The 23,078-nt window shown below is 69.2% G+C and carries 24 protein-coding genes and 1 tRNA gene; 9 read left to right on the forward strand and 16 right to left on the reverse strand.

What is annotated here, in order from left to right; all coding sequences use genetic code 11:
- The 4 genes from MKK52_RS00545 to MKK52_RS00560 all read left to right on the forward strand — a co-directional run.
- On the forward strand, positions 1-168 hold a 168-nt coding region (locus tag MKK52_RS00545; RefSeq protein ID WP_243951859.1), incomplete at its 5' end, for a CsbD family protein.
- A gap of 70 nt (positions 169-238) precedes the next feature.
- Positions 239-700 (forward strand): YidB family protein, encoded by a 462-nt coding sequence (locus MKK52_RS00550; RefSeq protein ID WP_243951800.1) that lies wholly within the window; start codon positions 239-241, stop codon positions 698-700.
- A 569-nt stretch (positions 701-1,269) separates the two neighbouring features.
- Positions 1,270-1,755 (forward strand): hypothetical protein, encoded by a 486-nt coding sequence (locus MKK52_RS00555; RefSeq protein ID WP_243951801.1) that lies wholly within the window; start codon positions 1,270-1,272, stop codon positions 1,753-1,755.
- 171 nt (positions 1,756-1,926) lie between these two features.
- Positions 1,927-2,316 (forward strand): MucR family transcriptional regulator, encoded by a 390-nt coding sequence (locus MKK52_RS00560; RefSeq protein WP_243951802.1) that lies wholly within the window; start codon positions 1,927-1,929, stop codon positions 2,314-2,316.
- Between the two features lie 27 nt (positions 2,317-2,343).
- Here the strand turns inward: MKK52_RS00560 and MKK52_RS00565 are convergent, their stop codons facing one another.
- Together MKK52_RS00565 and MKK52_RS00570 are read right to left on the reverse strand one after the other, a co-directional pair.
- A complete protein-coding gene (locus MKK52_RS00565) occupies positions 2,344-2,994 on the reverse strand; it encodes an SOS response-associated peptidase (protein ID WP_243951803.1) in 651 nt (216 codons plus the stop codon).
- 65 nt (positions 2,995-3,059) lie between these two features.
- Positions 3,060-3,311, reverse strand: coding sequence for a hypothetical protein (locus MKK52_RS00570; protein ID WP_243951804.1), 252 nt, complete (start codon positions 3,309-3,311; stop codon positions 3,060-3,062).
- Between the two features lie 135 nt (positions 3,312-3,446).
- Between MKK52_RS00570 and MKK52_RS00575 the strand changes: the two genes are divergently transcribed.
- The 4 genes from MKK52_RS00575 (at position 3,447) to MKK52_RS00590 (ending at position 8,375) form a co-directional block, all read left to right on the forward strand.
- Positions 3,447-4,520 carry a YeiH family protein gene (locus MKK52_RS00575; protein ID WP_243951805.1) on the forward strand — a complete coding sequence of 358 codons (1,074 nt, stop codon included), beginning with the start codon at positions 3,447-3,449 and terminating at the stop codon, positions 4,518-4,520.
- Positions 4,521-4,675: 155 nt separating this feature from the next.
- Positions 4,676-7,915, forward strand: a complete 3,240-nt coding sequence (locus MKK52_RS00580) for a PAS domain-containing protein (RefSeq protein WP_243951806.1) — start codon at positions 4,676-4,678, stop codon at positions 7,913-7,915.
- 22 nt (positions 7,916-7,937) lie between these two features.
- Positions 7,938-8,171, forward strand: coding sequence for a hypothetical protein (locus tag MKK52_RS00585; RefSeq protein ID WP_243951807.1), 234 nt, complete (start codon positions 7,938-7,940; stop codon positions 8,169-8,171).
- A gap of 130 nt (positions 8,172-8,301) precedes the next feature.
- A tRNA-Gln gene (locus tag MKK52_RS00590) sits at positions 8,302-8,375 on the forward strand.
- Between the two features lie 78 nt (positions 8,376-8,453).
- Here the strand turns inward: MKK52_RS00590 and MKK52_RS00595 are convergent.
- The 12 genes from MKK52_RS00595 to MKK52_RS00650 all read right to left on the reverse strand — a co-directional run bounded on the left by MKK52_RS00595 (position 8,454) and on the right by MKK52_RS00650 (position 21,269).
- A complete protein-coding gene (locus MKK52_RS00595) occupies positions 8,454-9,032 on the reverse strand; it encodes a glutathione peroxidase (protein ID WP_409564593.1) in 579 nt (192 codons plus the stop codon).
- An 89-nt stretch (positions 9,033-9,121) separates the two neighbouring features.
- Complete coding sequence (locus MKK52_RS00600; RefSeq protein WP_409564594.1) at positions 9,122-9,880, reverse strand: DJ-1/PfpI family protein; 759 nt, start codon at positions 9,878-9,880, stop codon at positions 9,122-9,124.
- Between the two features lie 8 nt (positions 9,881-9,888).
- A complete protein-coding gene (locus tag MKK52_RS00605) occupies positions 9,889-12,219 on the reverse strand; it encodes an ATP-binding protein (RefSeq protein WP_243951808.1) in 2,331 nt (776 codons plus the stop codon).
- Between the two features lie 22 nt (positions 12,220-12,241).
- Positions 12,242-13,279 carry an HD domain-containing phosphohydrolase gene (locus MKK52_RS00610; protein ID WP_243951809.1) on the reverse strand — a complete coding sequence of 346 codons (1,038 nt, stop codon included), beginning with the start codon at positions 13,277-13,279 and terminating at the stop codon, positions 12,242-12,244.
- Positions 13,276-14,697, reverse strand: coding sequence for a TadE/TadG family type IV pilus assembly protein (locus tag MKK52_RS00615; RefSeq protein ID WP_243951810.1), 1,422 nt, complete (start codon positions 14,695-14,697; stop codon positions 13,276-13,278). Before MKK52_RS00615 ends, MKK52_RS00610 begins: the two co-directional genes overlap by 4 nt.
- A 223-nt stretch (positions 14,698-14,920) precedes the next feature.
- Positions 14,921-15,526, reverse strand: coding sequence for an SOUL family heme-binding protein (locus MKK52_RS00620; RefSeq protein ID WP_243951811.1), 606 nt, complete (start codon positions 15,524-15,526; stop codon positions 14,921-14,923).
- A gap of 47 nt (positions 15,527-15,573) precedes the next feature.
- A complete protein-coding gene (locus MKK52_RS00625) occupies positions 15,574-17,061 on the reverse strand; it encodes an HWE histidine kinase domain-containing protein (RefSeq protein ID WP_243951862.1) in 1,488 nt (495 codons plus the stop codon).
- 175 nt (positions 17,062-17,236) lie between these two features.
- Entirely contained in the window at positions 17,237-17,944 is a 708-nt protein-coding gene (locus MKK52_RS00630; protein WP_243951812.1) for a hypothetical protein, read from the reverse strand.
- Between the two features lie 24 nt (positions 17,945-17,968).
- On the reverse strand, positions 17,969-18,193 hold the full coding sequence (locus MKK52_RS00635) for a hypothetical protein (protein ID WP_243951813.1): 225 nt from the start codon (positions 18,191-18,193) through the stop codon (positions 17,969-17,971).
- A 251-nt stretch (positions 18,194-18,444) separates the two neighbouring features.
- Positions 18,445-19,224, reverse strand: coding sequence for a HesA/MoeB/ThiF family protein (locus tag MKK52_RS00640; RefSeq protein WP_243951814.1), 780 nt, complete (start codon positions 19,222-19,224; stop codon positions 18,445-18,447).
- Positions 19,225-19,272: 48 nt separating this feature from the next.
- Positions 19,273-19,794: a translation initiation factor IF-3 gene (gene infC, locus MKK52_RS00645; RefSeq protein WP_243951815.1), complete on the reverse strand. Its 522-nt coding sequence runs from the start codon at positions 19,792-19,794 to the stop codon at positions 19,273-19,275.
- 251 nt (positions 19,795-20,045) lie between these two features.
- Complete coding sequence (locus tag MKK52_RS00650; protein WP_243951863.1) at positions 20,046-21,269, reverse strand: glycosyltransferase family 4 protein; 1,224 nt, start codon at positions 21,267-21,269, stop codon at positions 20,046-20,048.
- 167 nt (positions 21,270-21,436) lie between these two features.
- On the opposite strand from MKK52_RS00650, the gene MKK52_RS00655 reads away from it, so the two are divergent.
- Entirely contained in the window at positions 21,437-22,201 is a 765-nt protein-coding gene (locus MKK52_RS00655) for an alpha/beta fold hydrolase (RefSeq protein ID WP_243951816.1), read from the forward strand.
- Between the two features lie 2 nt (positions 22,202-22,203).
- Here the strand turns inward: MKK52_RS00655 and MKK52_RS00660 are convergent, their stop codons facing one another.
- Together MKK52_RS00660 and MKK52_RS00665 are read right to left on the reverse strand one after the other, a co-directional pair.
- Positions 22,204-22,488: a DUF1150 family protein gene (locus MKK52_RS00660; RefSeq protein ID WP_243951817.1), complete on the reverse strand. Its 285-nt coding sequence runs from the start codon at positions 22,486-22,488 to the stop codon at positions 22,204-22,206.
- A 109-nt stretch (positions 22,489-22,597) separates the two neighbouring features.
- A complete protein-coding gene (locus MKK52_RS00665) occupies positions 22,598-23,026 on the reverse strand; it encodes an Hsp20 family protein (RefSeq protein ID WP_243951818.1) in 429 nt (142 codons plus the stop codon).
- Between the last annotated feature and the right edge of the window lie 52 nt (positions 23,027-23,078).

Genomic DNA, 23,078 nt, shown 5'->3' on the forward strand with positions numbered 1-23,078 from the left:
GCCAACGAGGCCGTCGGCAACGTCAAGCAGGGCGTGGGCAACGTGACCGGCAACGACAAGCTCGTGGCCGAGGGCAAGGCGCAGGAGCTGAAGGGCGAGACGCAGAAGACCGTCGGCGACGTCAAGGACGGCGCCAAGAACCTCGCCGACAAGATCACCGGCCGCTGAAAGTCCGGACCGGCGGCGGGGCCTACCGGCTCCGCCGCGCCGTCATTCTTCCACGGCGAAGGAGCATAGGATGAGCAAGGGATATCCCTCGATGACCGCTCTGCTGGGCCTCTTGGCCGTGGCAGGCTTCCAGAACCGCGACAAGATCGCGGAATGGCTCGGGCATCATTCGACCGAGCCGCAGCGCCAGGTGCCGCCCCCGGTGCGCGATTCCCATGCCCCGTCCAACCTGTCGAGCATCCTCGGCGGCGTGGGGTCGGCGGGCGTCGGCGGGCTGATCGCCAGCGGGCTCAGCGAACTGGTGGATCATTTCACCAAGAGCGGCCACGGCGAGGCCGCCAACTCCTGGGTCAACCACGGCCCGAACCACGACATCCCCGAAGCGGAACTGGAGCGCGTCATCGGCCCGGAGACGCTGGATCATCTGACCCGCCAGACCGGCCTGAGCCGCGCCGCGCTGCTCTCGCGCCTCTCGCGGGAACTGCCTTCGGCCATCGACCGCTACTCGCCGGACGGCCGCCTGCCGGTCTGACCGGCCGCTACTTCGCCAAGGCGCGCGCGACGGCCAACACCTGCCGTCGCGCAGCTTCGTCGGGCAAACGTTCCCACAACTTGAGTAACTCGACGCCGGACGGTGGACGCGGTGCATCCCGTTCGCCCGCGAAATCGCTAATCGTGCAGCCAAGCACGTCCGCGATCTTCTGAAGTGTTCTTGTCGGCGGAGGTTCAGCTAGTGTGCTGCTCTCTGGGCTTGCCACGGCCTAACCTTCCGGTAACCTCATCTGCGAAGAATATACCGACTTCGCGTCACCACAAAGTTATGTGTTGTCACTGGTACAATAGTACCTGCTCCGGTTCGAACGAACTGGCGCGGCGTTCGCGCCGCACTGGGCTCACAACGGTCGCATTTCGGCGCTAGCGGTTGCATCCGTCACGGCTGGCCAGACGGCAGGACGGTAGCCCTCGATCGGTTCGCCAATCATCCCCACCGGTTGCGTCTGGGATGATGAATGGAGCGAAAATTGCACCGGTCCCTACCGAAGTGTTAAGGCCAAGCTCAGTAGTTTCCGCCGCAAGGGGCACCCGCGCAAAGCCATGAGAATGACGCTTATCGCCGTCGCCGGTCTTGCCCTGGCGACCGGAGGCTGTTCGCTGCGCTCGCCGACAGGCTCCAGCACCTACAGCTCCCTTCAGCCGGATGTGACCGCCGCGAGCGTGGCCACACCCGAGGCGGCGCGGGTCGCCGCGCTCCCGCCCGATTTCGAAGAGGTCCCCGCCCGGATGCCGGGCGATCCCACGCGGTCGATCCCCGAGGGTGGCGCCGCGCATGTGAACCCCCTCTCCGCGCTGAGCGAATCGGCGCGGGCGCGCGATCACTGGGAAAAGCTGAAACCCGGCACTGCCAAGGCACATGTGCCGGTCATCGGTGCCGCATCCAGCACCGGGAGCCTCGGGGAGCCCAACACGCCGGCCGCCGCCTCGGCCCAAGCGCCGGCGAGCGGCGCAAACTACGACCGGGAGGCCGCCATGCAAAACCTGATCAAGGGCGGCAAGATAGCAGCCTCGCCGATCTGCAACGGCTGCTGAACGGGAAGCACCGGCAAGTGGAGTTGCGTCCTTTGCTGATGTCCCCACGCACGCTCATGCATAATAAATCCAACTTGAGTTGTGCGGCGCTCTGACACATCATGTAAGGGGAATTTCGAACATCAACAAACGACCGAGGATGCGATGGAGCAGGGCTCCGCTTACATTGATATGGCCAGCGACGTCGTCGTCGCCTACGTCGCCCACAACCATGTCGCCATCGCCGACTTGCCGGCCCTGATCGGCAAGGTTCACGCAGCCCTCGTGGCCTTGGCCGAGGGCCACGCCTCCCCGGTGGAGGAGCCGGCGCCCGCGATCACCGCGGCGCAGATCCGCAAGTCGGTCCAGCACGACCGGCTCATCAGCTTCATCGACGGCCGGTCCTACAAGACCCTCAAGCGCCATCTCACGGCGAACGGCCTGACGCCGGAGACCTACCGCGAGCGATTTGGCCTGCCGGCCGACTATCCCATGGTGGCGGCGGCCTACAGCGAGCGGCGGTCGAGCCTCGCCAAGGCGAACGGCCTCGGGTCGCCGAGCGCCACGCGCCTCGCCTCCTGATGCGAACGCGACTCCTGATCTCCGCGATCAGGGGTCCTTTCGCGCACCCCGCGCCACCTCGATCATCTCGTCGTCGGGCAGCGGACGCTGCAGCGTCATCGCCTCGGCAGTCGGCGCTTCGAGCCACGCCGCCCATTCCTCCGGCTTCGTCAGCAGGACCGGCATCGCCTTCGGATGCACCGGTCCGACGACGCCGTTCGCCTCCGTCGTGAGGAACGAGAACAGCCGGTGCTCCTCCTCGGCCCGGTCGGGATTTTCGGCCTTGGTGCCGCGTACCCCCGTCCAGGGGCGCCAGATGCCGGCGAAGGCGAAGGGCGGACGCTCCTCGTCGAGGGCGAACCAGACGGGCGTCTTGCGCGGCTTGGTGTCGGCGTATTCCGAGAAGGCGGTCACGGGCACGAGGCAACGGAAGGCCGGCTTGAGCCAGGGCCGCCAATGCGGCGACGCCACGTTGCGCACGTTCGTGACGGGCCGCTCCCCGAACGCCTTCGGGCCAGGAATGCCCCAGCGCATCATGGTGAGGGTACGACCGCCCTCCCCCGCCACGACGACCGGCGCCATTTGGTCGGGGAAGATCGCAGGCAGTTCCGGCATGTTGCCGGTCTCATCGTGCTCCGCGCCGAAGTAGGCGCGCAGGGCCGCAGGACCCTGCCGGCCGAGACTATAGAGATTGCACATAGCTCCCCGCTCGCTTGCGACAGCCATACGGCATCGCGTGCGCGGCGTTGACCGGAAAAGCGGTCTTAGTGGACCGAGACCAACTGCGTCGCGTAGGCCACGACCGTCTGCGTCACCGGCAGGTCGTAGGCGTAGACGCGGCCAGCCAGGATCGCGAGGGCGAGGCTCCAGAACACCGCCCCGCCGATCCGCCGCGCGGTCCGGTCGCCGGCATTGCTCGTGCAGGCGGACGCGACGCCCTCGGTGACGGGCTCACCGAACGGGTCGAAGGCGGTCTCGGCCTGAGAGGAAGTCGCCATGGCGGACGTGCTGCGCATGTTGTGAAATGTCGCGCTCGGACCCCTTTCGTGCAATGGAGCCGTCTTCCGAACTTGCGGCGCTTGAGAGAGTGTCCTTCTCTCAAGCGGGCGCCGGACGACCATTTTCTTTTCCGGAGGCTGGGAAGGCAGATCGTGAGTTCGCAAGCATCCTCGCAGACGCCCGCGCAGGGCGAGGCCGTCCGGTCCCCTTCGATCCTGCCCGGCATCGGCGTATGCCTCGCCATCACCCTCATCGCCGTGTCGGGACAAGCGATGGAAGAAAGGATCTTCTCCCATCCCTACGTCGAGGCCCTGGTCCTCGCGATCCTCCTCGGCATCGCCGTCCGCACCCTCTGGACGCCCGGCGCGCGCTTCCGCACCGGCATCGCCTTCTCGGCCAAGCAATTGCTGGAAGTGGCCGTCACCCTGCTCGGCGCCTCGTTGAGCCTCGGGGCGATCCTCGCCTCCGGCCCGGCGTTGATCGCCGGCATCGTCGGCACCGTCGCCATCGGCATCACCGCGAGCTACGGCATCTGCCGGCTCCTCGGCCTGCCCGCACGGATGGCGATCCTCGTGGCCTGCGGCAACGCCATCTGCGGCAACTCGGCCATCGCCGCCGTCGCCCCGGTGATCGGCGCCGAGCCGAAGGACATCGCGGCCTCCATCGCGTTCACCGCCGTGCTCGGCGTGCTGATGGTGCTCGGCCTGCCGCTCTTCGTGCCCCTCGCCGGCATGAGCGACAACCAATACGGCGTGCTCGCCGGCCTCACCGTCTATGCGGTGCCGCAGGTGCTGGCCGCCACCGTGCCGGTGAGCCTCCTCGCCACCCAGGTCGGCACCCTTGTGAAGCTCGTGCGCGTGCTGATGCTCGGCCCCGTCGTGGTCGCCTTCTCGCTCATCGCCCCGCGCCTGCCCGCCGAGGATGGCGGCGTGGTGCCGCGCAAGGGCGGCAGGCTCGGCTTCACCAAGCTGGTGCCGTGGTTCATCCTCGGCTTCCTCGTCCTCGCCTCCCTGCGCTCCCTCGGTCTCATCCCGGATGCGGCGGTGAAGCCGCTCACCCAGTTCGCGGGCTTCCTCACCGTGATCTCCATGGCGGCCCTTGGGCTCGGTGTGGATGTCCGCGTCCTCGCCCGCGTCGGCGGCCGGGTGACGCTGGCGGTGACGGGCTCCCTCGCGGTCTTGGTCGCCATCAGCCTTGCGCTGATCCGCTTCCTCGGTATCGCCTGAGGCGCGAAGCCGCTCGGAGCGTTCGCGGCCTGCGTGTGAGGCTTTCGCGCCCTTGCGCGCGGCTTACGCCTTGGTCATAGGCCCCCCTATGCGGCTTACGATGCCAGGATCCATCTTTCCGCCGTTGTGGATGCCCTCCGCGCGGGACGAATCCGTTGTCTGATCCCCTCGCCTTCCTCGCCGGCGGCGGCGAGGCTACGCGGATGATCCGCGAGCGGGACTGGACCGGCCATCCCCTTGGCCCCCCGCAGACCTGGCCGCCGGAACTGCGCACGGCGCTCAGCCTCGTGCTGAACTCGCCCGAGAGCATGATCCTGGCTTGGGGGCCGGACCTCATCTTCTTCTTCAACGAGACGTACTTCCCGCTCCTCGGGCCGCGCCTGCCCTGGGCGATGGGCGAGCGGTTCGACAAGGTCTGGGCGGACGGCTGGGATCAGGCGAAGCCGATCATCGACGACGCGTTCGCCGGCCGCTCCACCCGCTTCAACGACCTACCCTGGACCCTCGACACGGATCGCGGCGACGCGATGACGTGGTGGAGCTTCTCCTACTCGCGCATCCTTGATGCGGACGGGCAGATCGCCGGCCTGTTCATCCTCACCAACGAGACCACGGAGCGCGTGAAGGCCGAGCGCCGCCAGCGCGACTTCGAGGATGCCCTGCGCGCCGAGCGCGACCGGGCGCACGACGTGCTCGACAACATGGGCGAGGCCTTCGCCCTCCTCGGCCGCGACATGACCATCGCGGACATCAATGCCGAGGGCCTGCGGATGGATGGGCGCGGCCCCGACGAGATCATCGGGCGGCCCTACCGCGAGGCCTATCCGGACGCGGACCCCGTCCTCGAAACGGCCTACCTGAAGGCCCTGCGCGACGGGGAGCCCTTCACGATGGAGCACGCCGCCTCGGCCGGCGACGGGCGCATCACCTGGATCGACATCCGCGCCTATCCGGTGGGCGACGGGCTCGCCCTGTTCTACCGCGACATCACCGCCCGCGTGGCGCAGCAGGAGCGGCTGCGGGCGAGCGAGGCTTTGGCGCGGGAGAATGCCGACCGGGTTCAGATCGCCCTCTCGGCGGGGGCGATCATCGGAACGTGGTTCTGGGACCTGACCGCCGACCGCTTCACCGTGGACGAGGGCTTCGCCCGCAGCTTCGGGCTGGACCCCGGCCTCGGGCGGACCGGCCTGAGCCTCGCGCAGGTGGTGGACACCGTCCATCCCGACGACAAGCCGGCGCTTGCGGACGCCATCGAGGAGGCCATCGCGCGGGGCGGCAGCTACGCGCACCAGTATCGCGTCCGCCGCGCGGATGGGAACTACTATTGGCTGGAGGCTAACGGCCGGGTCGATTGCGCGCCGGACGGCAGGCCCCTCGCCTTCCCCGGCGTGCTGATCGACCTCGATGAACGCCGCACCCTCGTGCAGGAGCGCGACCGGGTGCGCGCGGCCCTGCGCGAGCAGGCCTTCGAGTTCGAGGTCCTGGCCGACAATATCCCGATCCTGTGCTGGATGAGCCGGGCGGACGGGCATGTCCATTGGTGCAGCCGCCGCTGGTACGACTACACCGGCGCGGAGCCGGGCTCCCTCCTCGGCTGGGGCTGGACCGTTGCGCACGACCCCACGATCCTGCCGGAGGTGCTGAGCCGCTGGAACCGCTCCCTCTCGACGGGGGAGCCGTTCGAGATGACCTTTCCCCTGCGGGGCCGGGACGGCACGTTCCGCCCCTTCCTCACGCGCATGGTGCCGATCCGCAACGCCGACGGCTCCATCGAGCGGTGGTTCGCCACGAACACCGACGTCGCCGAACTGCGCGCCGCCGAACAGGCGTTGCGCGACCTCAACGCGACGCTGGAACAGCAGATCGCGGAGCGCACCGCCGAGCGCGACCAGATTTGGAGAGCCTCGACCGACCTGCTCTGCGTCGCCAATTTCGAGGGCTATATCGTCAGCCTCAACCCCGCCTGGGCGGCGACGCTGGGCTGGTCCGCCGAGGAATTGACCGCCCGCCCCTTCCTCGACTTCGTCCACCCGGACGACAAGGAGACGACGCGCAACGCCGCCGGGGGCCTCACGCGCGGCGCACCGCAACTCGCCTTCGAGAACCGCTACCGCCACCGCGACGGCAGCTATCGCTGGCTGTCGTGGAACGCCGTCTCCAAGGACGGGAAGATCTATTCGACGGTGCGCGACGTCACCGTGATGAAGGAGCAGGCCGAGGCGCTGGCCAACGCCGAGGACGCCCTGCGGCAGGCGCAGAAGATGGAGGCGGTCGGCCAGCTGACCGGCGGCGTCGCCCACGACTTCAACAACCTGCTGACGATCATCCGCTCGTCGGTCGACTTCCTCCGCCGGCCGAACCTGCCGGAGGAGCGGCGCATCCGCTACATGGACGCGATGTCCGAAACGGTGGACCGGGCCGCCAAGCTCACCGGGCAGCTTCTCGCCTTCGCCCGGCGGCAGGCGCTCAAGCCCGAGGTGTTCGATGTCGGGGCACGCCTCGACGAGGTCGCGGACATGCTCAATTCCGTGACGGGCGCCCGCATCCGGGTGCGCACCGAGCAGCCCGACACGCGCTGCCACGTCCGCGCCGATGCGAGCCAGTTCGAGACCGCCCTCGTCAACATGGCCGTGAACGCCCGCGACGCCATGCGCGGCGAGGGCGAGATGGTGATCCGCATCGCGCGCGGCCAATACCTGCCGCCGATCCGCGGCCATGCCGGGGCGCCCGGCCCCTTCGTCGCCGTCTCCGTGGTCGATGAGGGCTGCGGCATCCCGCAGGAGCATCTGTCCCGTATCTTCGAGCCGTTCTTCACCACGAAGGAGGTCGGCCGGGGCACGGGGCTGGGCCTGAGCCAGGTGATCGGCTTCGCTAAGCAATCGGGCGGCGACGTGGACGTAACGAGCGCCCTCGGCCAGGGCACCGTCTTCACCCTCTACCTGCCCGAAGCGGAGGCGACCCCGCACGCGAAACCGGAGGCGGTCGTCGATGCGCCGGAGCCGGAGGAGCGCAGCCTCTGCGTGCTGGTGGTGGAGGACAACCTTGAGGTCGGGCGCTTCTGCACCCAGATCCTGGAAGATCTCGGCCACTCGACCGTCTGGGCGCATAACGCCGAGGAGGCCCTGGAAGAGATCGAACGGGTGCCGTTCCGGTTCGAAGCGGTGTTCTCCGACGTAGTGATGCCGGGCATGGGCGGGATCGAGCTCGCGAAGCGCTTGCGGGCGAGCCACCCGGACCTGCCGGTGATCCTCACCTCCGGCTACAGCGACGTGCTGGCCCGCGAGGACGATCACGGGTTCGATCTGGTGCGCAAACCCTATTCCGCCGAGCAGGTGGCGGGGGCCTTCCGCAAGGTGGCACTGAGCGGGCGCCTGCGCCGACGCGGACCGGGATAGGACGAGGGCGGGAGGCGGAAGGATGGAACGGCCCGACCCGGACGAGCCCCGCCTGCCCGATAGCCTGACGCGGCACCTCAAGGGGCCGAAGGGCGCGATCTGGCCGACACCGGAGGATCGCAACCGCCACCGCACGGGCGCGCACCGGCCGCGGATCCCGACCAGAGTGTTCAAGGGTGTCTGGCTCTGGGCCGCCGCCTACAACCTCATCGGCGCGGCGATCCTTGCCCTGCTATGGGCCAGCATGGGCCGGTAGCAGAAAGGCCCGCCGTGGCAGTTGACCCGTCCGGCCTTTCCCCCTATCTGACGGCATCCCGACGGCGACGTCCGGGCACCTCTCTCGTTCGCTCATGGGAACGGGAGACTGAGCCGCCACAAAGGCTCATTGGGGGATAGTTTAACGGTAGAACGGTGGACTCTGACTCCTCTAGTCCTGGTTCGAATCCAGGTCCCCCAGCCACCTCTTTTCTGAAAATCTGAAGTCGATAAAGCCTCAACCGCAGTCATCCTGCGGCCGAGGCTTTCGTCGTGTTTGCAATCAGGCTGCCGGCAACTGGCTCGCGATGGCCGTGATGATGCGCGGGTCGGTCGGGTCGATCGTGTGCGGGAACGAGGCGAGCAGCGTTCCGTCGCGGGCGACGAGGTACTTGTGGAAGTTCCAGCCGGGCGACGAGCCGGGCTTCTCGGCCGCCGCCCAGCGGTAGAACGGATGGGCCGCCGGGCCCTTCACATGCACCTTCGCGACGACGGGGAAGGTGACGCCGTGGTTCTTGCGGGCGGCCTCCGCGATGGCGACGCCGTCGAGGGGTTCCTGGTTGCCGAAATCCGGCGAGGGCACGGCGATGACCATCAGCCCGCGCGAACCGAACCGGGTCCAGAGGCCCTGAAGCCCCACGAACTGGCCGGCATAGCCGCAGGCGGTGGCGGTGTTGACCACGAGGATCGGCTTGTCGGCGTAATTCGCGAGGGGGAGCACGCCGCCCTCCGGCTTCTCGAAGGAGAAGGCCCCGGCGCGCGTCTCGCCGGCCTGGGCGTGGCCGAGGCCGCCCGCCATCGCGGCGCCGACGAGCATGAGCGCCTGACGGCGCTGGACCGTTCCGAGGGGGGACGAAGGCATAGCAGGACTCCCGGTCGTGTGGGGCGCAATGCGAACCGGGACGGAATGTAGACGATCCGTCGCGTCTGGCCAGAACCCGCGACGGCGCGTCACCGCGCCTCGGCCGCCGCGAGGGAGCCGGCGACGAGGTCGCGCAGGATCGCCTCGGCCTCTTTAGTGATCGCTGGCCCTGCCGATGCCGGGCTTCCGGCCGCGAAGGGCGGCTGCGGCGCGTATTCCGCTACCAGTTGCGCCGTGCGGGCGTAATCATCGCCCCGAAGGCGGGCCGCCAGCGCCAGCGCGAAATCGAGACCGGCCGAGATACCCGCCGCCGTCACGCGGTTGCGGTCGAACACGACGCGTTCGGCCACCGGGGTGGCGCCGAGTAGCGGAAGCACCCGGTCGCGGACGGACCAATGGCTCGTCGCCCGGTAGCCCTGGAGCAGCCCCGCCGCGCCGAGGATCAGCGAGCCGGTACAGACGCTCGTCACCCAGGCCGCGCGGGCGGCGCGGTCGCGCAGGAACGCGAGGGTCGCGGCGTCGCGCATCTGCGTGGGCGTGCCGTCGCCGCCGGGCACGAACAGCACGTCGAGGTCCCTCGGACAGCCGTCGAAATCCGTATCGGCGACCAGGGCGAGCCCGGTATCGCTGGCCACGGCCCCTTTCGTCCGCGCGACGAGGCTCAGGCTCCCCGGCGCGAGCCCCGCCAGCAACTCCTGCGGCCCGACGAGATCGAGGGCCGTCATGCCGGGATAGAGCAGCATCGCGATGCGTACCGGCCGGGCCTGCGCCCTCACCGGCTGCGCCGCGAGGAGGCTGGCGGCAAGAGCTGCCGCGCCGATGTCGCGCCGGCTGGGGAATCGATCCATGGCACCCTCTACGCCGCCGCCCGGCTCTCCGCCGTCTGCCGGTCGATGAGGAGGATGGTGGCGCGGAGCAGGGAATCCAGGGCGTCACAATCGCCCTGCGTGGCGGTGGAGGCGCCGTCCCGCGCCGCACTCTCGATGGGCTTGAGCCGCCCGACGAGGACGAGCGCGCCGATATTGGCGCTCATGGATTTCAGGCTGTGCGCCGCCTTGGCGATGGCGGGTTGATCCGCCGCCGCGATGGCCTCCCGCAGGGCCGACAGGGCGACGGGTGCCTGTGCCCGGTAGAGGTCCACGACGCGGGCGAGGAAGGCGCCGTCCCCGAGGCTCAACAGGCCCTCGATGACCTCCGCGTCGAGGAGCGTGTCCGGGTCCGCCTGCGGCGCGGGCGCGTCGATGGCGACGGCCGAAGCGTCGCCCGTGACATGGTGCTGGAGCAGCTGCGCGAGCTGCGCCAGGGTGAAGGGCTTGGGCAGGATCCCGTCCATGTCGGCATCCCGCGCCGCGTCGGCGGCATCGGCCAGCACATGGGCCGTGAGTGCGATGATCGGCGTGCGCTGGGCTCCCGTCCGCACCTCGTGCTGGCGGATGGTCTTGGAGGCGGTGAAGCCGTCCATCACCGGCATGCTGCCGTCCATCAGGATGATGTCGAACGGGTTCGCCGCCGCCGCCTCGGTCGCCGCGAGCCCGTCCTCGACGGTCACGACAGCCGTCACGCCGCAGCGGGACAGGGCCTCGACTGCGACCTCGCGGTTCACCGCGCTGTCGTCGGCGACGAGCACGCGGGCATGGGGGAACCGCGGCTGGGCCATGGCCGGCTGGTTCGCGGCGACAGGGACGGGCTCGACCGCCTCGATGGGCCAGCGCGCAAAGAAGGTCGAGCCCACCCCGACCTTGCTCTCGACGCCGACGCTGCCGCCCATCGCCTCCACGATGCGCTGTGCGATGGACAGGCCGAGCCCGGTGCCGCCGAAGCGTCGGGTGGTGGATTGATCGGCCTGGGAGAAGGCCGAAAAGATCGTGCCGCGCTTGTCCCGCGAAATGCCGATGCCCGTATCCGTGACGGAGAGGACGAGGAAGCCGTCGGTGGGGTCGATCGCCATGCGTAGGGACACTTCCCCCGTCGCCGTGAACTTGAGCGCATTCGATACGAAGTTGCTCGCCACCTGTCCGAGGCGCACGGGATCGCCCAGGAAGGCCGCCGGCACCTCCGGCGCGATCTGGGCCGTCAGGCCGAGCCCCGCCGCGCGGGCGCGCTCGGCGAAGAGAGTGACGACCGTGTCCGCCACCTCGGCCGGACTCACCGGTACGCTTTCGAGATCGAGCTTGCCGGCTTCGACCTTCGCGAAATCGAGGATGTCGTTGATGATCGCCAGCAGGGACTTGCCCGAGCGGGCGATAACGTCGGCGTAGCGGCGCTGGCGCGGCGGCAGATCGGAGCCCGCGAGCAGTTCCGCCATCACGAGGACGCCGTTCATCGGCGTGCGGATCTCGTGGCTCATCGTGGCGAGGAAGGTGGATTTGGCGGCGTTGGCTGACTCGGCCGCGAGCTTGGCCTCGCTGAGGTCGGCGGTGCGGGCCTCGACCTCCCTTTCGAGATGGGCGCTGTGGGCGGCGAGGCGGTCGTCGCGCTCGTTCACGGCCGAGAGCAGGTCGTTGAAGGTCCGGGCCAGCCGGCCGACCTCGTCGTCGCCCGTCACGGGGGCGCGGCGGGTGTAATCGTGGTGCAGGCGCACCGCGTCCATGGTGCCAGCCAGCAGCGCCAGAGGCCGCATGACGCTGCGCTGCAATTGCAGGGACACGCCGATGCCGATGGCCACGGCGAGCAGTGCCGCCAGGGCGGCATTGATGGCGGCTTCCGCCACCCGGTCTGTGAGGAACTTGGTCTTGCGGATGAGCACCACGCGGCCGATCTCGGCGCCGTTCTCCTTGATCGCCGCCTCGCCGCGCAAATTGTAAGTGCCGAAGATGCTCCACATCGAGGCCGGCTTGCCGTCGAGGGCGGCGTCGCTGTCGAGGCGTAGCGCGAGGCCCTGCTCGCCGAGGACCGTGCCGTCCGGGGCGATGACGGCCCCGTAGACGACCTGCTCGACCTTGCCGATCGCCCGGAGGGTGGCGTTCAGGGCATTCCGGTCGCCCGCGGCGGCGGCCTGCGCGCTGCCATGGGCGAAGACCTGCGCGATCGTATCGAGATTCGCCCGCTGTTCCTCGGTGTAGCGGTCGATCTCCCACCAGACCGACAGGGTCGCGGCGAGGATCAGGGCGGCCGTCACCGCGCCCGTGACGACCAGGGCGATCCGGCCCGCCACGGAGCGGCCCGGCCTCAACCATGCGTGCTTCACGTGGCCCTCCCGTTCGTCGGCGTCAGGCGGCCTTGGCCCAGGTTTGCTCCACCTCGCCCCAGCCCGCGAGGAAGGCCTCGACGCAGAGCGGGTCGAAATGCAGCCCGGCCTGCTCGGTGATGAAGGCCCGCGCCCGCTCCAGCGGCCACGCCTGCTTGTAGGGGCGCTCGGAGACCAGGGCGTCGAACACGTCCGCCACCGCCACGATTCGGCCGCTGAGGGGGATCGCCTCCCCCGTTAGACCCTGCGGGTAGCCGGTGCCGTCCCAGCGCTCGTGGTGGCTCTCGGCGATCTCGGCGGCGAGGCGCACGATCTCGGATTGGCTGCCCTCGAGAATGCGGCGCCCGCGCTCGGCGTGCTTCTGCATCTCGGCGCGCTCCTCGGCGGAGAGCGGGCCTTCCTTCAGCAGGATCGAATCCGGCACGCCGATCTTGCCGACGTCGTGCATGGTGGAGGCGAGCTTGAGCGTCCGAAGCTGCACCGGATCGAAGCCGAGGTTGCGGGCGATGATGCCGACGTAGGACGAGACCCGGGCGATGTGGTCGCCCGTGTCGGTGTCGCGGTGCTCGGCGGCGCGCATGAGCAGGGCGATGATCTCCCGCTCCCGGTCCTCGATCACCGCCACCGCCGCCGCCACCTCGCGGGCGAGCCACGCGGCGCGGTCCTGCTCCTCGCGGTGGGCGGCGCTGATTGTCATCAGGTTGGTGATCCGCGCCTGGATCTCCACCGGGTCGCAGGGCTTGCCCAGGAAATCGGTCGCCCCCGCGCGCAGGGCCTGATGGCGCAGGCTGCGCTGGTCCATGCTCGTGACCATCACGATCGGGACATGCGCGAAGCCGGGCACCTCCCGCACGGCCGTGATCACGTCGAGCCCAGTCATCTCGGGCATGTCGTAATCGGTGACGACGACGCCGATCCGCTCGACATTCTCCCGCAGGAAGGCGAGCCCGGCCTTCGGGCAGGTGAACGACACGGGCTCGCAGCCGGCCACGGGCTTCAGCGCCTGCACCATCAGCAGGTTGTTCATCTCGGAATCGTCGATGATGAGCGCGATCGTCATTGCGAGAGCACCACCCGTCCGTTCAGGGGGCCGACGCCCTTCGGGACGGGCACGCTGGTGCCCTCGTAATTCGCGTTCAGATAGAGGTTCGGCCCCTCGTAGAGGTTGACCTGCCGCGCGACGACGACGGTGTAGGCCGATTGGTCGGCGACAGGCCGGCTCGCATCGATGACCACCCGACCCGCGGGCAGGTAGATCGTGCCCAGCATGGTGCGGGCGTTATCCGAGATGATGCGGTAGATCCGCATCGGCTGCGTCGCGCCCATGGCCGCCGGGGTCAGCGAGACGCTGTCCGAGGGCAGGATCGCGTTCAGCAGGGCCGCCGGATCGAGGATGCTGCTGCCGACGTTGCGATCCTCCATCATCAAGAGCCCCGCCATCACGCCGCTTGTCGGCGCCGTCAGGCTGATCGTCGTACCCCTGTTGAACAGGAGGCCGGTGTTGGCGCCCGCGAAGTAGAGGCCGACATCCGTCCCGCTGAAGGACGCGCTGTTGGTCACGATCAGCGGCCCGTTCATAAAGACGTAGATGCCCGGCTTCAGCCTGACCTGGGCGTTGCCCGTCACGTACACCCCGCCACAATACGTGCCCGGTTCGAGTGTCGTGTTCGTGGTGATGCGCAGCCCGCCGACCAGCGGCGTCAGCATGTTGGCGACGAGGTTGCTCGGGCAGGATCCGACCGAGGGCGCTGGCCGGTCCTTCAGCGGGTCGGCGATGGATGGGCAGCCGGTCTGCGGCGGGGGCGAGAAGTTCGCCCGCAGGCCGACATAGCCGCCGGCCGAGCAGATCGTGTCGGCCCGCGCCATGGAATTGTCGCCGCCGACCATGCCCGTCTGGCTCTCGGAGTCCGAATAGAGCGAGCAATTGGTGGCGGTGACTTGCGCGTTCTTCTGGAGGTTGAAGGCGCCGGGCGCGCCCGGATCGAGGGTGAGCATGCACAGGCGCATCTTGCCCACGATCGTGACCTTGGCCTGGGCCGCTACGGTCTGGTTACTCAGGCCGATGAAACGGCCGAAGGTCAGAGAGACATGGTCCTCGGCTCGGGCGAAGACGCTGGTCTTGTCGTCCGCGACGGTAACGGTGATCGCCAGCGGGTTGTTCGACGGGGTCGGCGCGTTGGTGACGATGATCTGCTCGGTGACGCCCTTCACCGAGGCGGCGTTCGACGAGGCGAGCTTCAGGGCGTTGCCCCCGGCGAGGGCGCCGGCATCCACGGCATTCTGCAACTGCGAGCGCCGGGCCACGAGCCGGGCATAGTCGATGCCGCCGCCGACGAGGCCGAACAGGACCGGCGACGCGAGGGCGAAGGTGAGCGCGACGCCGCCCCGGCGGTTCCGCGCCAGGGCGCAAAGGCGCTCGGTGCCCCTGCCGATCGCGGACCGGCGACGGGGCCGTGCCGCTCCTTCGCCACCCGCCATCCCGCCGCCATCCCGATCCACGAAGCCGGCGACCGTTCTGGCAGGAAAGTATGGGAGACGCGTTAATTGCAGAAGTTAAGATACCGCCACACGCAGTGATTTTTGTCGGTCCGCAAGTCGTGCATTCCCATTCAAACAGGAACGAAACGTAGGTTATATAGCTCAGAAAGACCGCATGACTTGTCCTCGACCGGGCACCATTCGATCCCCTCAAGATACAACTTCAAGGTGAAGCAAGACGGGCCGCAACTTCATTCCGACGTAGGAACGGGATTGAGAACGGCGGATCGTAGCCCATGAAGAATGGCGGGCTTTGCAACTTCTGATTGGAGGCCGCCAGAACGTCCGTCAGCGTCCGCTCGTGAACGCTTCGCGCCTGCGGTGACAGGCTCCCGGTGAAGCGGAGCGCAGCGATCCGTTCCGGCGGCACCTGCACGAGGCGCACGCCTGCCTCGGTCGGCTCCGGCGCGCCGGCCTCGGCCACCGCGCGCGGCAGGAAGAAGCGCATGGTTCCGCCGGCGCCCTGCTCCACGGGCACCGTCATCGCGATCCGTTGCCCGCCGGCCTCGACCGGCGCGGTCATGGCGATCAGCCCGCCCGTGCGGTTCGCCCCCGTGATGTAGCGGAACAGCCGCCCGAACGCTTCGCCGTCGCCCTGGCCGCGCGAATCCGTCTCGACGGCCAAGCGCCCCTCGTAGGCGCGGATCTCGACGCCCCGGTCCAGGTGCTGGACCACGGAATAGCGCGGCTGCTCGTAGAGCGCCCGCACGCCGAACACGCCGAGCACGGATTCGACCAGCGTGACGAGGTAGTAGACGAACTTGTCCATGGGCGCGGCCTCGGGGAACGAGGCCGGAATATAGGGCGTCCCGCCCGTCAGCCTGGGTGTGGGTTGGCGGCCGAGGGGATCCGCTCCGGCAGCGGCGCTTCCAGGGTGAAGACCACGCCCTCGCGCGCATAGTCGATGGAGGCCGAGCCGCCCACCTCGGCGGCGAGCGCCCGCTCGATCAGCCGCGAGCCGAAGCCGTTGCGCGCGGGGGCCACGACCGGCGGCCCGCCGGCCTCCTCCCAGCGCAGGCGCAACTGCGCCGGCCGCTCGCCCTCGACCTCCCAGGCGAGGGTCACATGCCCCCGGTCGGTGGAGAGGGCGCCGTACTTGACGGCGTTGGTGGCGAGTTCGTGCAGGGCCATGGACAGGGCGAGCGTCAGGCGCGGCGTGAGCCACACCTCCGGCCCCGCGATGTGGAACCGCTGCTCCGCCCCGCCCCGGAACGCCTGCAACGCGGCCTCGACCACGTCGGCCAGGGGCGCCCCGACCCAGCTCACCCGGGTGAGCACGTTGTGGGCGAGCGAAAGCGATTGCAGCCGCGCGTCGAGCGTCTTCTGCGCGTCCTCCAGGGAGGCGGCGTTGCGCAGGGTCTGGTGCGCGATGGATTGCATCGTCGCCATCGAGTTCTTCACACGATGGTTCAATTCGTCCGCTAGCAGCGCGCGATGCTCCTCCGCGCGCTTGCGGTCGGTCACGTCGATGCTGACGCCCGCCATGGTGAGCGGCTCGCCCTCGGCGGAGTAGAAGGTCTGCCCGCGAATCTGGACCCAGCGCACCTCCCCGTTGGGCCAGCGCACCCGGTACTCGACGTCGTAATCCGCGCCGGTCTCGACGCAGGCCTGCACCGCCGCCTGCATCCGGGCGCGGTCCTCCGGCAGGACGGTTTCGAGCAGGTCCTCGTAGGTGAAGGGCCGGTCGAGGGGGCGGCCGAAATTCACCTTGCACCCGTCCGAGGCCAGAAGGTGCTTTTCGGCGAGGTCAAGGGTCCACGAGCCGAGCCGGCCCGCCTTCAAAATGAAGCGAAGGCGCTCCTCGCTGCGCATCAGGTCGCTGGTGCGGCGCTCCACCTCCACTTCGAGGGCGTCGCGGTCCCGCTGGACGCGGGCGAACTTGTCGCGCTCCAGGGTCACGTCGAACTGCGAGGCGAAGAAGTAGGTCAGCTCACCGTCCTGCCCAAAGACCGGCGAGATGAGGAGGCGGTTCCAGAAGACCTCGCCGCTCTTCTTGTGGTTCAGGAGGTCGATCTCGATCGGCACGCGCTGCGCGATGGCGTTCCTGATCTTGGCGACATCCGCCTGGTCCGTTTCCGGTCCCTGCAGGAAGCGGCAATTCCGGCCGACGATCTCGGTCTCGCTGTAGCCGGTGAGCTTGGCGAAGGCGGCGTTGACGAAGACGATGGGGTTGTCGGGCTGGTGCGGGTCCGTGATCACCATCGGCATCCGGGTCGCCCGCACGGCCGACACGAATGGATCGGAACTCGCGGCAGTGCGGGAGAACTCCGCTTCGAAGCGGCGGCCATCGTTGTAATCCGTCAAGACTCCGCCGCCCTTCACGCGACCATCCGGCGGGGCTCAGGTTCCGCCGGATCGGCGTGGCTCTAACATGGATTGGGACGGTTGTGGGCAGTCTCGGGGGCCGTCCATCGCACTGCCCACAGCGGTTCAGGTCAAGTCCAGCCCAATGGAACCTCGGCCAGAATACAGCATGGAATTATTTCGCGGCGCCTGCTATAGTCTTGTTCGGAGCGGCGTTTAGACTTGGATATTGCTCGGCCGAAGCGACGGCGCGGACCGTCCCGGCCGGTGCGATCCCGGTGACGATGCCAGCTGCGCGCAATTGTCCCTGGTCGGGGATCCAGAGATCGGCCGGGGCGACGCGCATCACCTCGGCCACGAACGCCTCCGGCAGGCCCGCCGCGCGGTAGGCCGCCCGCTCCGGCGCCGGGTCGACGGCGCGCCTTGTGCCGTCCGCTTCCTCCGCATAGGGCGCGTGGAAGCCGAGCCGTCCCTCCGGCCCCAGGGTTCGCGAGTGCCCCTGGAGGAACACGAGGGTGCAGGCCGAGGCGCAGGCATCCGGGACATGGGTCGCGAGCCCCCTGTCCCGCACGATCCGCCCAACGGCGATGGCCTCCTCGACGAGCCCGCCGTCGCTGTCGAGGGTCAGGCGCTCCACTTGCGGATGGGCGGCGAGCAGGGCGGCGACGCGATCCGACAGACCCTCGGTGAAGTCGCCCGTGAGACGCAACTCCCGGTCGCCGGAGGCGAGGTCGAGACGGGCCGGCACCTCGGTGTCGTCGGTGATGGCGGGCGGGGCGACGACGGTTCGCCCGTCCGTGGGGCCGGCGACAGCGAGAGCCAGCGCGACGCCGAAGGCGGCCACCCCTACCGGGCCAAGCCGGCCGGAAATGAGACTGGACATGGAGATGGGGCTCCCTCAGCGGGCCTACTGAAGGTAGGAGACGAACATCTCCGACACGGCGCGGGAGGCATAGGCTTCGGGGCTCTCGCCCCAGCGAACCGGAAACGCCTCGGCGACCCTGCGCCCGGCGAGAATCTGCTGCACCTCGTCGGGCATCAGCCCGTCCTCGAAGGCATTGGCCAGGGCGGCGCGCTCGTAGCGCAGGCTGGCGGGGTCTAATGCGGCCTGGGTGAAGTCATGGGGCTGCATGGTGCTCGGCCTCGTGTCTTGGCTGTGTCGAAACGCGGTTCTCCTCTTGCGAATGTGCGCAGCGACAACACGAGGTCTTGGTGGTCATCATCGCAATGCCGGTCATCGTCCGCTCCCATGTGTCGAGGTATCGATCACCCCAAGACTATAGGAGCCGCCGGCGAGAATGTGCTGCCAAAGGTGAGCGGGGTTGGGGCGAAGTTCGTTCGCCGGACGCGTGAAACGGAGCAGAAGCCTCGGGCCGCCGGCGTTCAGCCGCGCGTGGTGCCGCTCAGCGGATTGTCCGAGTCCCAGCCGTAATGCAGCGTCTCGAAGCGCATCGAGCGGGCATCGACCATGAGCAGGCGGCCGACCAGGGGCTCGCCGAAGCCGGTGACCGCGCGGATCACTTCCATCGCCATGAGCGAGCCCATGACACCCGCAAGGGCGCCGAGCACGCCGGCCTCGGCGCAGGGCGGCACGGTGCCCGGCGGCGGCGGGCTCGGAAACAGGCAGCGATAGGTCGGGTTCGGGCGCCCGTCCGTTCCCATCTCATGGGCGCGGATCGTGGTGAGCGTGCCGTCGAACCGGCCGAGGGCCGCCGTCACGAGGGGCCGGCGGGCCTGGAAGCAGGCGTCCGACACGCCGTAGCGCGTGGCGAAGTTGTCCGACCCGTCGGCCACCACGTCGTAGCGGGCGATGAGGTCGGCGGCGTTCTCCGCGTCCAGCCGCAGGGCATGTCCCTCGACGGTCACATGCGGGTTGAGCCGGCGCACGGCGTCGGCCGCGCTCTCGATCTTCGGGCGGCCGAGATCCGGCGTGCCGTGGATCACCTGCCGTTGCAGGTTCGACAGGGACACGGTGTCGTCGTCGGCGATGCCGATCGTGCCGATTCCCGCCGCCGCGAGATACTGGATGAGGGGCGCGCCGAGGCCACCGGCCCCGACCACGAGGACCCGCGCCGCCTTCAGCTTCGCCTGTCCCGGCCCGCCGATTTCGGCGAGGACGAGATGGCGCGCATACCGTTCGATCTCGTCGGTGTCGAAAGCCATGGGCCCGGATTGTTGTCGCGCCGCCCGTGGACGGCGCGTCGCTCGCGATCAGCGCGGCGCGAGGATCATGATCATCTGGCGGCCTTCGAGCATGGGCTCGCTCTCCACCTTGGCGATCTCCGCCGTCTCGGACTTCACCCGCTCGAGGAGCTTCAGGCCGAGGTCCTGGTGCGCCATCTCACGACCGCGGAAGCGCAGGGTGACCTTCACCTTGTCGCCTTCTTCGAAGAAGCGCTGCACCGACTTCATCTTGGTGTCGTAGTCGTGCTTGTCGATGCCGGGGCGGAGCTTGATCTCCTTCACCTCGACCGTCTTCTGACGCTTGCGCGCCTCGTTCTGCTTCTTCTGCTCGTTGAAGCGGAATCGCCCGTAATCAAGCAGCTTGCAGACCGGGGGGACGGAGTTCGGCGCGATCTCCACGAGATCGAGGCCAGCCTCTTCCGCGAGCGCCAGCGCATCGAAGAAGGGCACGACACCACGGTTCTGCCCGGTATCGTCGATCAACTGCACGTCTCGCACCCCGCGAATGTCGCGGTTGGCGCGCGGCCCATCCTTCTGCGGGGCCGGCATGGCTCTCATCGGTCTACGAATGGCTGTGTTCTCCTGCTTCAACGACAAACGGCGGCCAAGCCGAATCCCTCTCGAGATCCCCTGACCGCCTGCCGTTCCGGTCTATTCCGGAGTCGACACCTTGACGCAACAGCGTCACGAGTCAACCGGGTTGCGTGACGAATTGGCTCACCGATCCAGCGCGCGAAACGTCGCTGGGTTCCGCGCCTTGGCCTGATGTGTGCGGTCGCGCGCGTCGGCGCAAGGAGGGCTCAGCCGCTGCGGCCCAGCAGGTCCGCGTAGACGGCGAGCGTATCCCCCACCATCCGTTCCAGCGAGAAGTTCGCCTCCACATGCGCCCGGCAGCGCCGGGCCAGGGCGTCGCGGGCGCTGGCACCGAGGGATAAAGCTTCCGTGAGCGCGGCGGCCAGCGCCGCCGAATCACCCGCGGGAACGCGCCAGCCGGTGCGTTGCCCGGCCGGCACGTCCGGCGGCGCGAGGACCGTTTCCGGCACGGCGCCGAGATCCGAGACCACGACCGGCGTACCCAGCGCCTGCGCCTCCACCGCCGAACGGCCGAAGGCCTCCGGCTCGATGGAGGGCACCGCGACGACGGAGGCGGCGCGGAAGGCCGCCGGCATGTCTGTGCAATGGCCGACCCGGCGGACGATGCCGTCGAGCCCGCGCGCGGCGACGAGGGCGTCGATCTCCCGCTCGTAGCTGGTGCGCCCCTGCGGATCGCCGGCCAGCACGATGGCGAGGTCCGGCACGCCCTGCTGGCGCATCAGCGCGGCGGCCTCGATCAGGCAGCGATGGCCCTTCCAGGCCGTCAGCCGCGCGGCGAGCAGCACGACGCGGTGATGCGGCTCGACGTTCCAGGCCCGGCGCAGGGCCTCGACGCGGCCCGGCCCGACCGAATGGGGGTTGAAGGCGCTGAGGTCGGTGCCGCGATAGATCACCCGAAGGCGGTCGCCGGCCTCGGCGGGGTGCAATTGCTGGATGAGGCTCGCGGTGTAGCGCGAGTTGGCGATCACCACATCGCCCCGGGCCATCACGGAATTGTAGAGCACCTTCACCCCGGTGCGGCCCGAATAACTGCCGTGATAGGTGGTGACGAATGGCAGGCCGAGCCGCCGTGCCGCGCCGAGCCCCACCCAGGCGGGGGCCCGCGAGCGCGCGTGGATCAGGTGAACGCCCTCGCGCTTGCACAGGGCGGCGAGCTTCACCGTATTGAGGGCCATCTTGAGCGGGTTCTTGGAGGCGGCGGGAAAGCGCAGCCAATGGCCACCCTTCGCCTGCAACTCGCCGACGAGGCGCCCGCCCTCCGTCGCCACCAGCGCCCGGCCGCCCGCCGCCGCGAGGGCGGCCGCGACGTCCACGGTGGTGCGCTCGGCGCCGCCCGCGTCGAGATCGGGGATGATCTGCAGGACGCAGGCCCCGGCGAGCCGCCCCTCGGTCGCCGGAAAGCTCGGGCCTCCCCTCGCCTCCTCGGCCATGCCCGGCTCCCCCGTGAGAAGCCGCCCGAAGGCGGCTGTTCGTTGCCACGTATCCACGTAAAGACCTGTCCCCATTGGCGCAGCATGGCGGTCGCGCTTTACGGTCCGGTAAACGGTGTCTGAAGCCCCGCCGTTCGTTTCTCATCAAATCGAGGAGAGTTCGCGGAATGCCTGAATCCAATTTCACGATGACAGTCGAGGGCCACGGTCCTGCGCGCGACATCGCCGTCCGGGTGCGCGACGGGGCCGGGCCGCCGGTCGTCTGGCTTGGGGGATTCCGCTCGGACATGAACGCGACGAAGGCGAGCGCCATCGACGCCTGGGCCGCACAGGAAGGACGGCGCTTCGTGCGGTTCGACTATGCCGGGCATGGCGTCTCCGGCGGCACGTTCGAGGATTACGTGATGTCGTCATGGCTCGCCGACGCGCGGGCGGTGATCGACGCCCATGCCGACGAGGCGCCGGTTCTCGTCGGATCGTCCATGGGAGGATGGGTCGCCTGCCTCGTCGCCCGCGAACGCGCGCGCCAGGGCAAGCGCACCGCGGGCCTCGTCCTCATCGCCCCGGCGCTCGATTTCACCGAAGAGCTGATCTGGGCCGGCCTCGATGACGCGCAGAAGCAGGCGATGCAGGCGAAGGGCCGGATCGCCGTGCCGAGCGAGTACGACCCGCGCCCGACGGTCTTCACCATGGCGCTGATCGAGGATGGCCGGGAAAATCTGATGCTGAACGGGCCGGTGGACCTCGGCTGCCCGGTCCACATCCTGCAGGGAGGGCGCGACCCGGACGTGCCGTCGTCCCACGCCTTTCGCCTGCTGGAGCGGCTGCCGGCGGAGGACACCGTGCTGACCTTCATCGCCGACGGCGACCACCGCCTGTCCCGACCGCAGGATATCGCGCGGCTGGTGGCGGCGGTGGCCGGAATCGCCTGAGGTTAGTGCAGGCTGACCGTGTGCAGGTCCTGCGCCATGGCATTGGCCAGGACGGCATCCCGCGTGTCGGCGAGCATGATCGGGGCGCCGCTCGCCGAAAGCAAGGCGAACAGGTCGAGCCCGGGGGTCAGATCGGGCGCCTGCGGGAAGAGGCGGCGCACCTCCTCGGACCGGATCGGGCGGACATAGGCGATATGCCCCTCGCCGAGCACGGCGAGGTCCGCCGGCTGGAAGGCCGAGGCGTCGAGGTCGGCATCGGTCAGGGGTGCAACGTTCAGTTCGGACATGGAAGCCCTCCTTCGAGGCAGAGCGTCGGTCCCGGCCCCAGAAGGCGACCGGGGGTACGATCCCCATGTGGTGATCGCCCCCGCGAGATCAATCTCTGGCCTGGTTGTCCTAGTCCCGCGCCAGGATGTCGATCCGTCGCACGACCCGCTCCGGCTCCGGCCGCACGAGGTCGATGGAGAGGAGGCCGTTCGACAGGTCGGCGCCCATTACCTCCATCCCGTCGGCCAGCAGGAAGGCCCGCTGGAACTGGCGCGCGGCGATGCCGCGATGGAGGAAGTGCCGCTCCCGGTCGTCCACCTGCCGGCCGCGCACGAGGAGCTGGTTCTCCTCCAGCATCACGTCGAGCTGGTCGCGGGTGAAGCCCGCCACCGCCAGGGTGATGCGCAGGCGCTCCGGCTCCTGATCGGTGCGGGGCAGGCGCTCGATGTTGTAGGGGGGATAGCCGTCGTTGGCGGCCTTCGACACCCGGTCGAGGGCCTGTTCGATCTCATCGAAGCCGAGCAGAAAGGGGTGCCCGAAGGGCGACGGTCGGGTCATCGCGGGACTGTTCCCTCAGTGCGAAGCCTCAGACCTGCGGGCGCCCTGCCCG

Origin of the sequence: Methylobacterium sp. J-067 (genome assembly GCF_022829465.1) — a bacterium.
Taxonomy (GTDB): domain Bacteria; phylum Pseudomonadota; class Alphaproteobacteria; order Rhizobiales; family Beijerinckiaceae; genus Methylobacterium; species Methylobacterium litchii.

Excerpts from the sequence above, each read along its gene's own strand:
- MKK52_RS00550 (WP_243951800.1), top strand. The coding sequence starts at position 239 with ATGAGCAAGGGATATCCCTCGATGACCGCTCTGCTGGGCCTCTTGGCC.
- MKK52_RS00555 (WP_243951801.1), top strand. The coding sequence starts at position 1,270 with ATGACGCTTATCGCCGTCGCCGGTCTTGCCCTGGCGACCGGAGGCTGT.
- MKK52_RS00560 (WP_243951802.1), top strand. The coding sequence starts at position 1,927 with ATGGCCAGCGACGTCGTCGTCGCCTACGTCGCCCACAACCATGTCGCC.
- MKK52_RS00565 (WP_243951803.1), bottom strand. The coding sequence starts at position 2,994 with ATGTGCAATCTCTATAGTCTCGGCCGGCAGGGTCCTGCGGCCCTGCGC.
- MKK52_RS00570 (WP_243951804.1), bottom strand. The coding sequence starts at position 3,311 with ATGCGCAGCACGTCCGCCATGGCGACTTCCTCTCAGGCCGAGACCGCC.
- MKK52_RS00585 (WP_243951807.1), top strand. The coding sequence starts at position 7,938 with ATGGAACGGCCCGACCCGGACGAGCCCCGCCTGCCCGATAGCCTGACG.
- MKK52_RS00595 (WP_409564593.1), bottom strand. The coding sequence starts at position 9,032 with ATGCCTTCGTCCCCCCTCGGAACGGTCCAGCGCCGTCAGGCGCTCATG.
- MKK52_RS00600 (WP_409564594.1), bottom strand. The coding sequence starts at position 9,880 with ATGGATCGATTCCCCAGCCGGCGCGACATCGGCGCGGCAGCTCTTGCC.
- MKK52_RS00610 (WP_243951809.1), bottom strand. The coding sequence starts at position 13,279 with ATGACGATCGCGCTCATCATCGACGATTCCGAGATGAACAACCTGCTG.
- MKK52_RS00615 (WP_243951810.1), bottom strand. The coding sequence starts at position 14,697 with ATGGCGGGTGGCGAAGGAGCGGCACGGCCCCGTCGCCGGTCCGCGATC.
- MKK52_RS00620 (WP_243951811.1), bottom strand. The coding sequence starts at position 15,526 with ATGGACAAGTTCGTCTACTACCTCGTCACGCTGGTCGAATCCGTGCTC.
- MKK52_RS00630 (WP_243951812.1), bottom strand. The coding sequence starts at position 17,944 with ATGTCCAGTCTCATTTCCGGCCGGCTTGGCCCGGTAGGGGTGGCCGCC.
- MKK52_RS00635 (WP_243951813.1), bottom strand. The coding sequence starts at position 18,193 with ATGCAGCCCCATGACTTCACCCAGGCCGCATTAGACCCCGCCAGCCTG.
- MKK52_RS00640 (WP_243951814.1), bottom strand. The coding sequence starts at position 19,224 with ATGGCTTTCGACACCGACGAGATCGAACGGTATGCGCGCCATCTCGTC.
- infC (WP_243951815.1), bottom strand. The coding sequence starts at position 19,794 with ATGCCGGCCCCGCAGAAGGATGGGCCGCGCGCCAACCGCGACATTCGC.
- MKK52_RS00650 (WP_243951863.1), bottom strand. The coding sequence starts at position 21,269 with ATGGCCGAGGAGGCGAGGGGAGGCCCGAGCTTTCCGGCGACCGAGGGG.
- MKK52_RS00655 (WP_243951816.1), top strand. The coding sequence starts at position 21,437 with ATGCCTGAATCCAATTTCACGATGACAGTCGAGGGCCACGGTCCTGCG.
- MKK52_RS00660 (WP_243951817.1), bottom strand. The coding sequence starts at position 22,488 with ATGTCCGAACTGAACGTTGCACCCCTGACCGATGCCGACCTCGACGCC.
- MKK52_RS00665 (WP_243951818.1), bottom strand. The coding sequence starts at position 23,026 with ATGACCCGACCGTCGCCCTTCGGGCACCCCTTTCTGCTCGGCTTCGAT.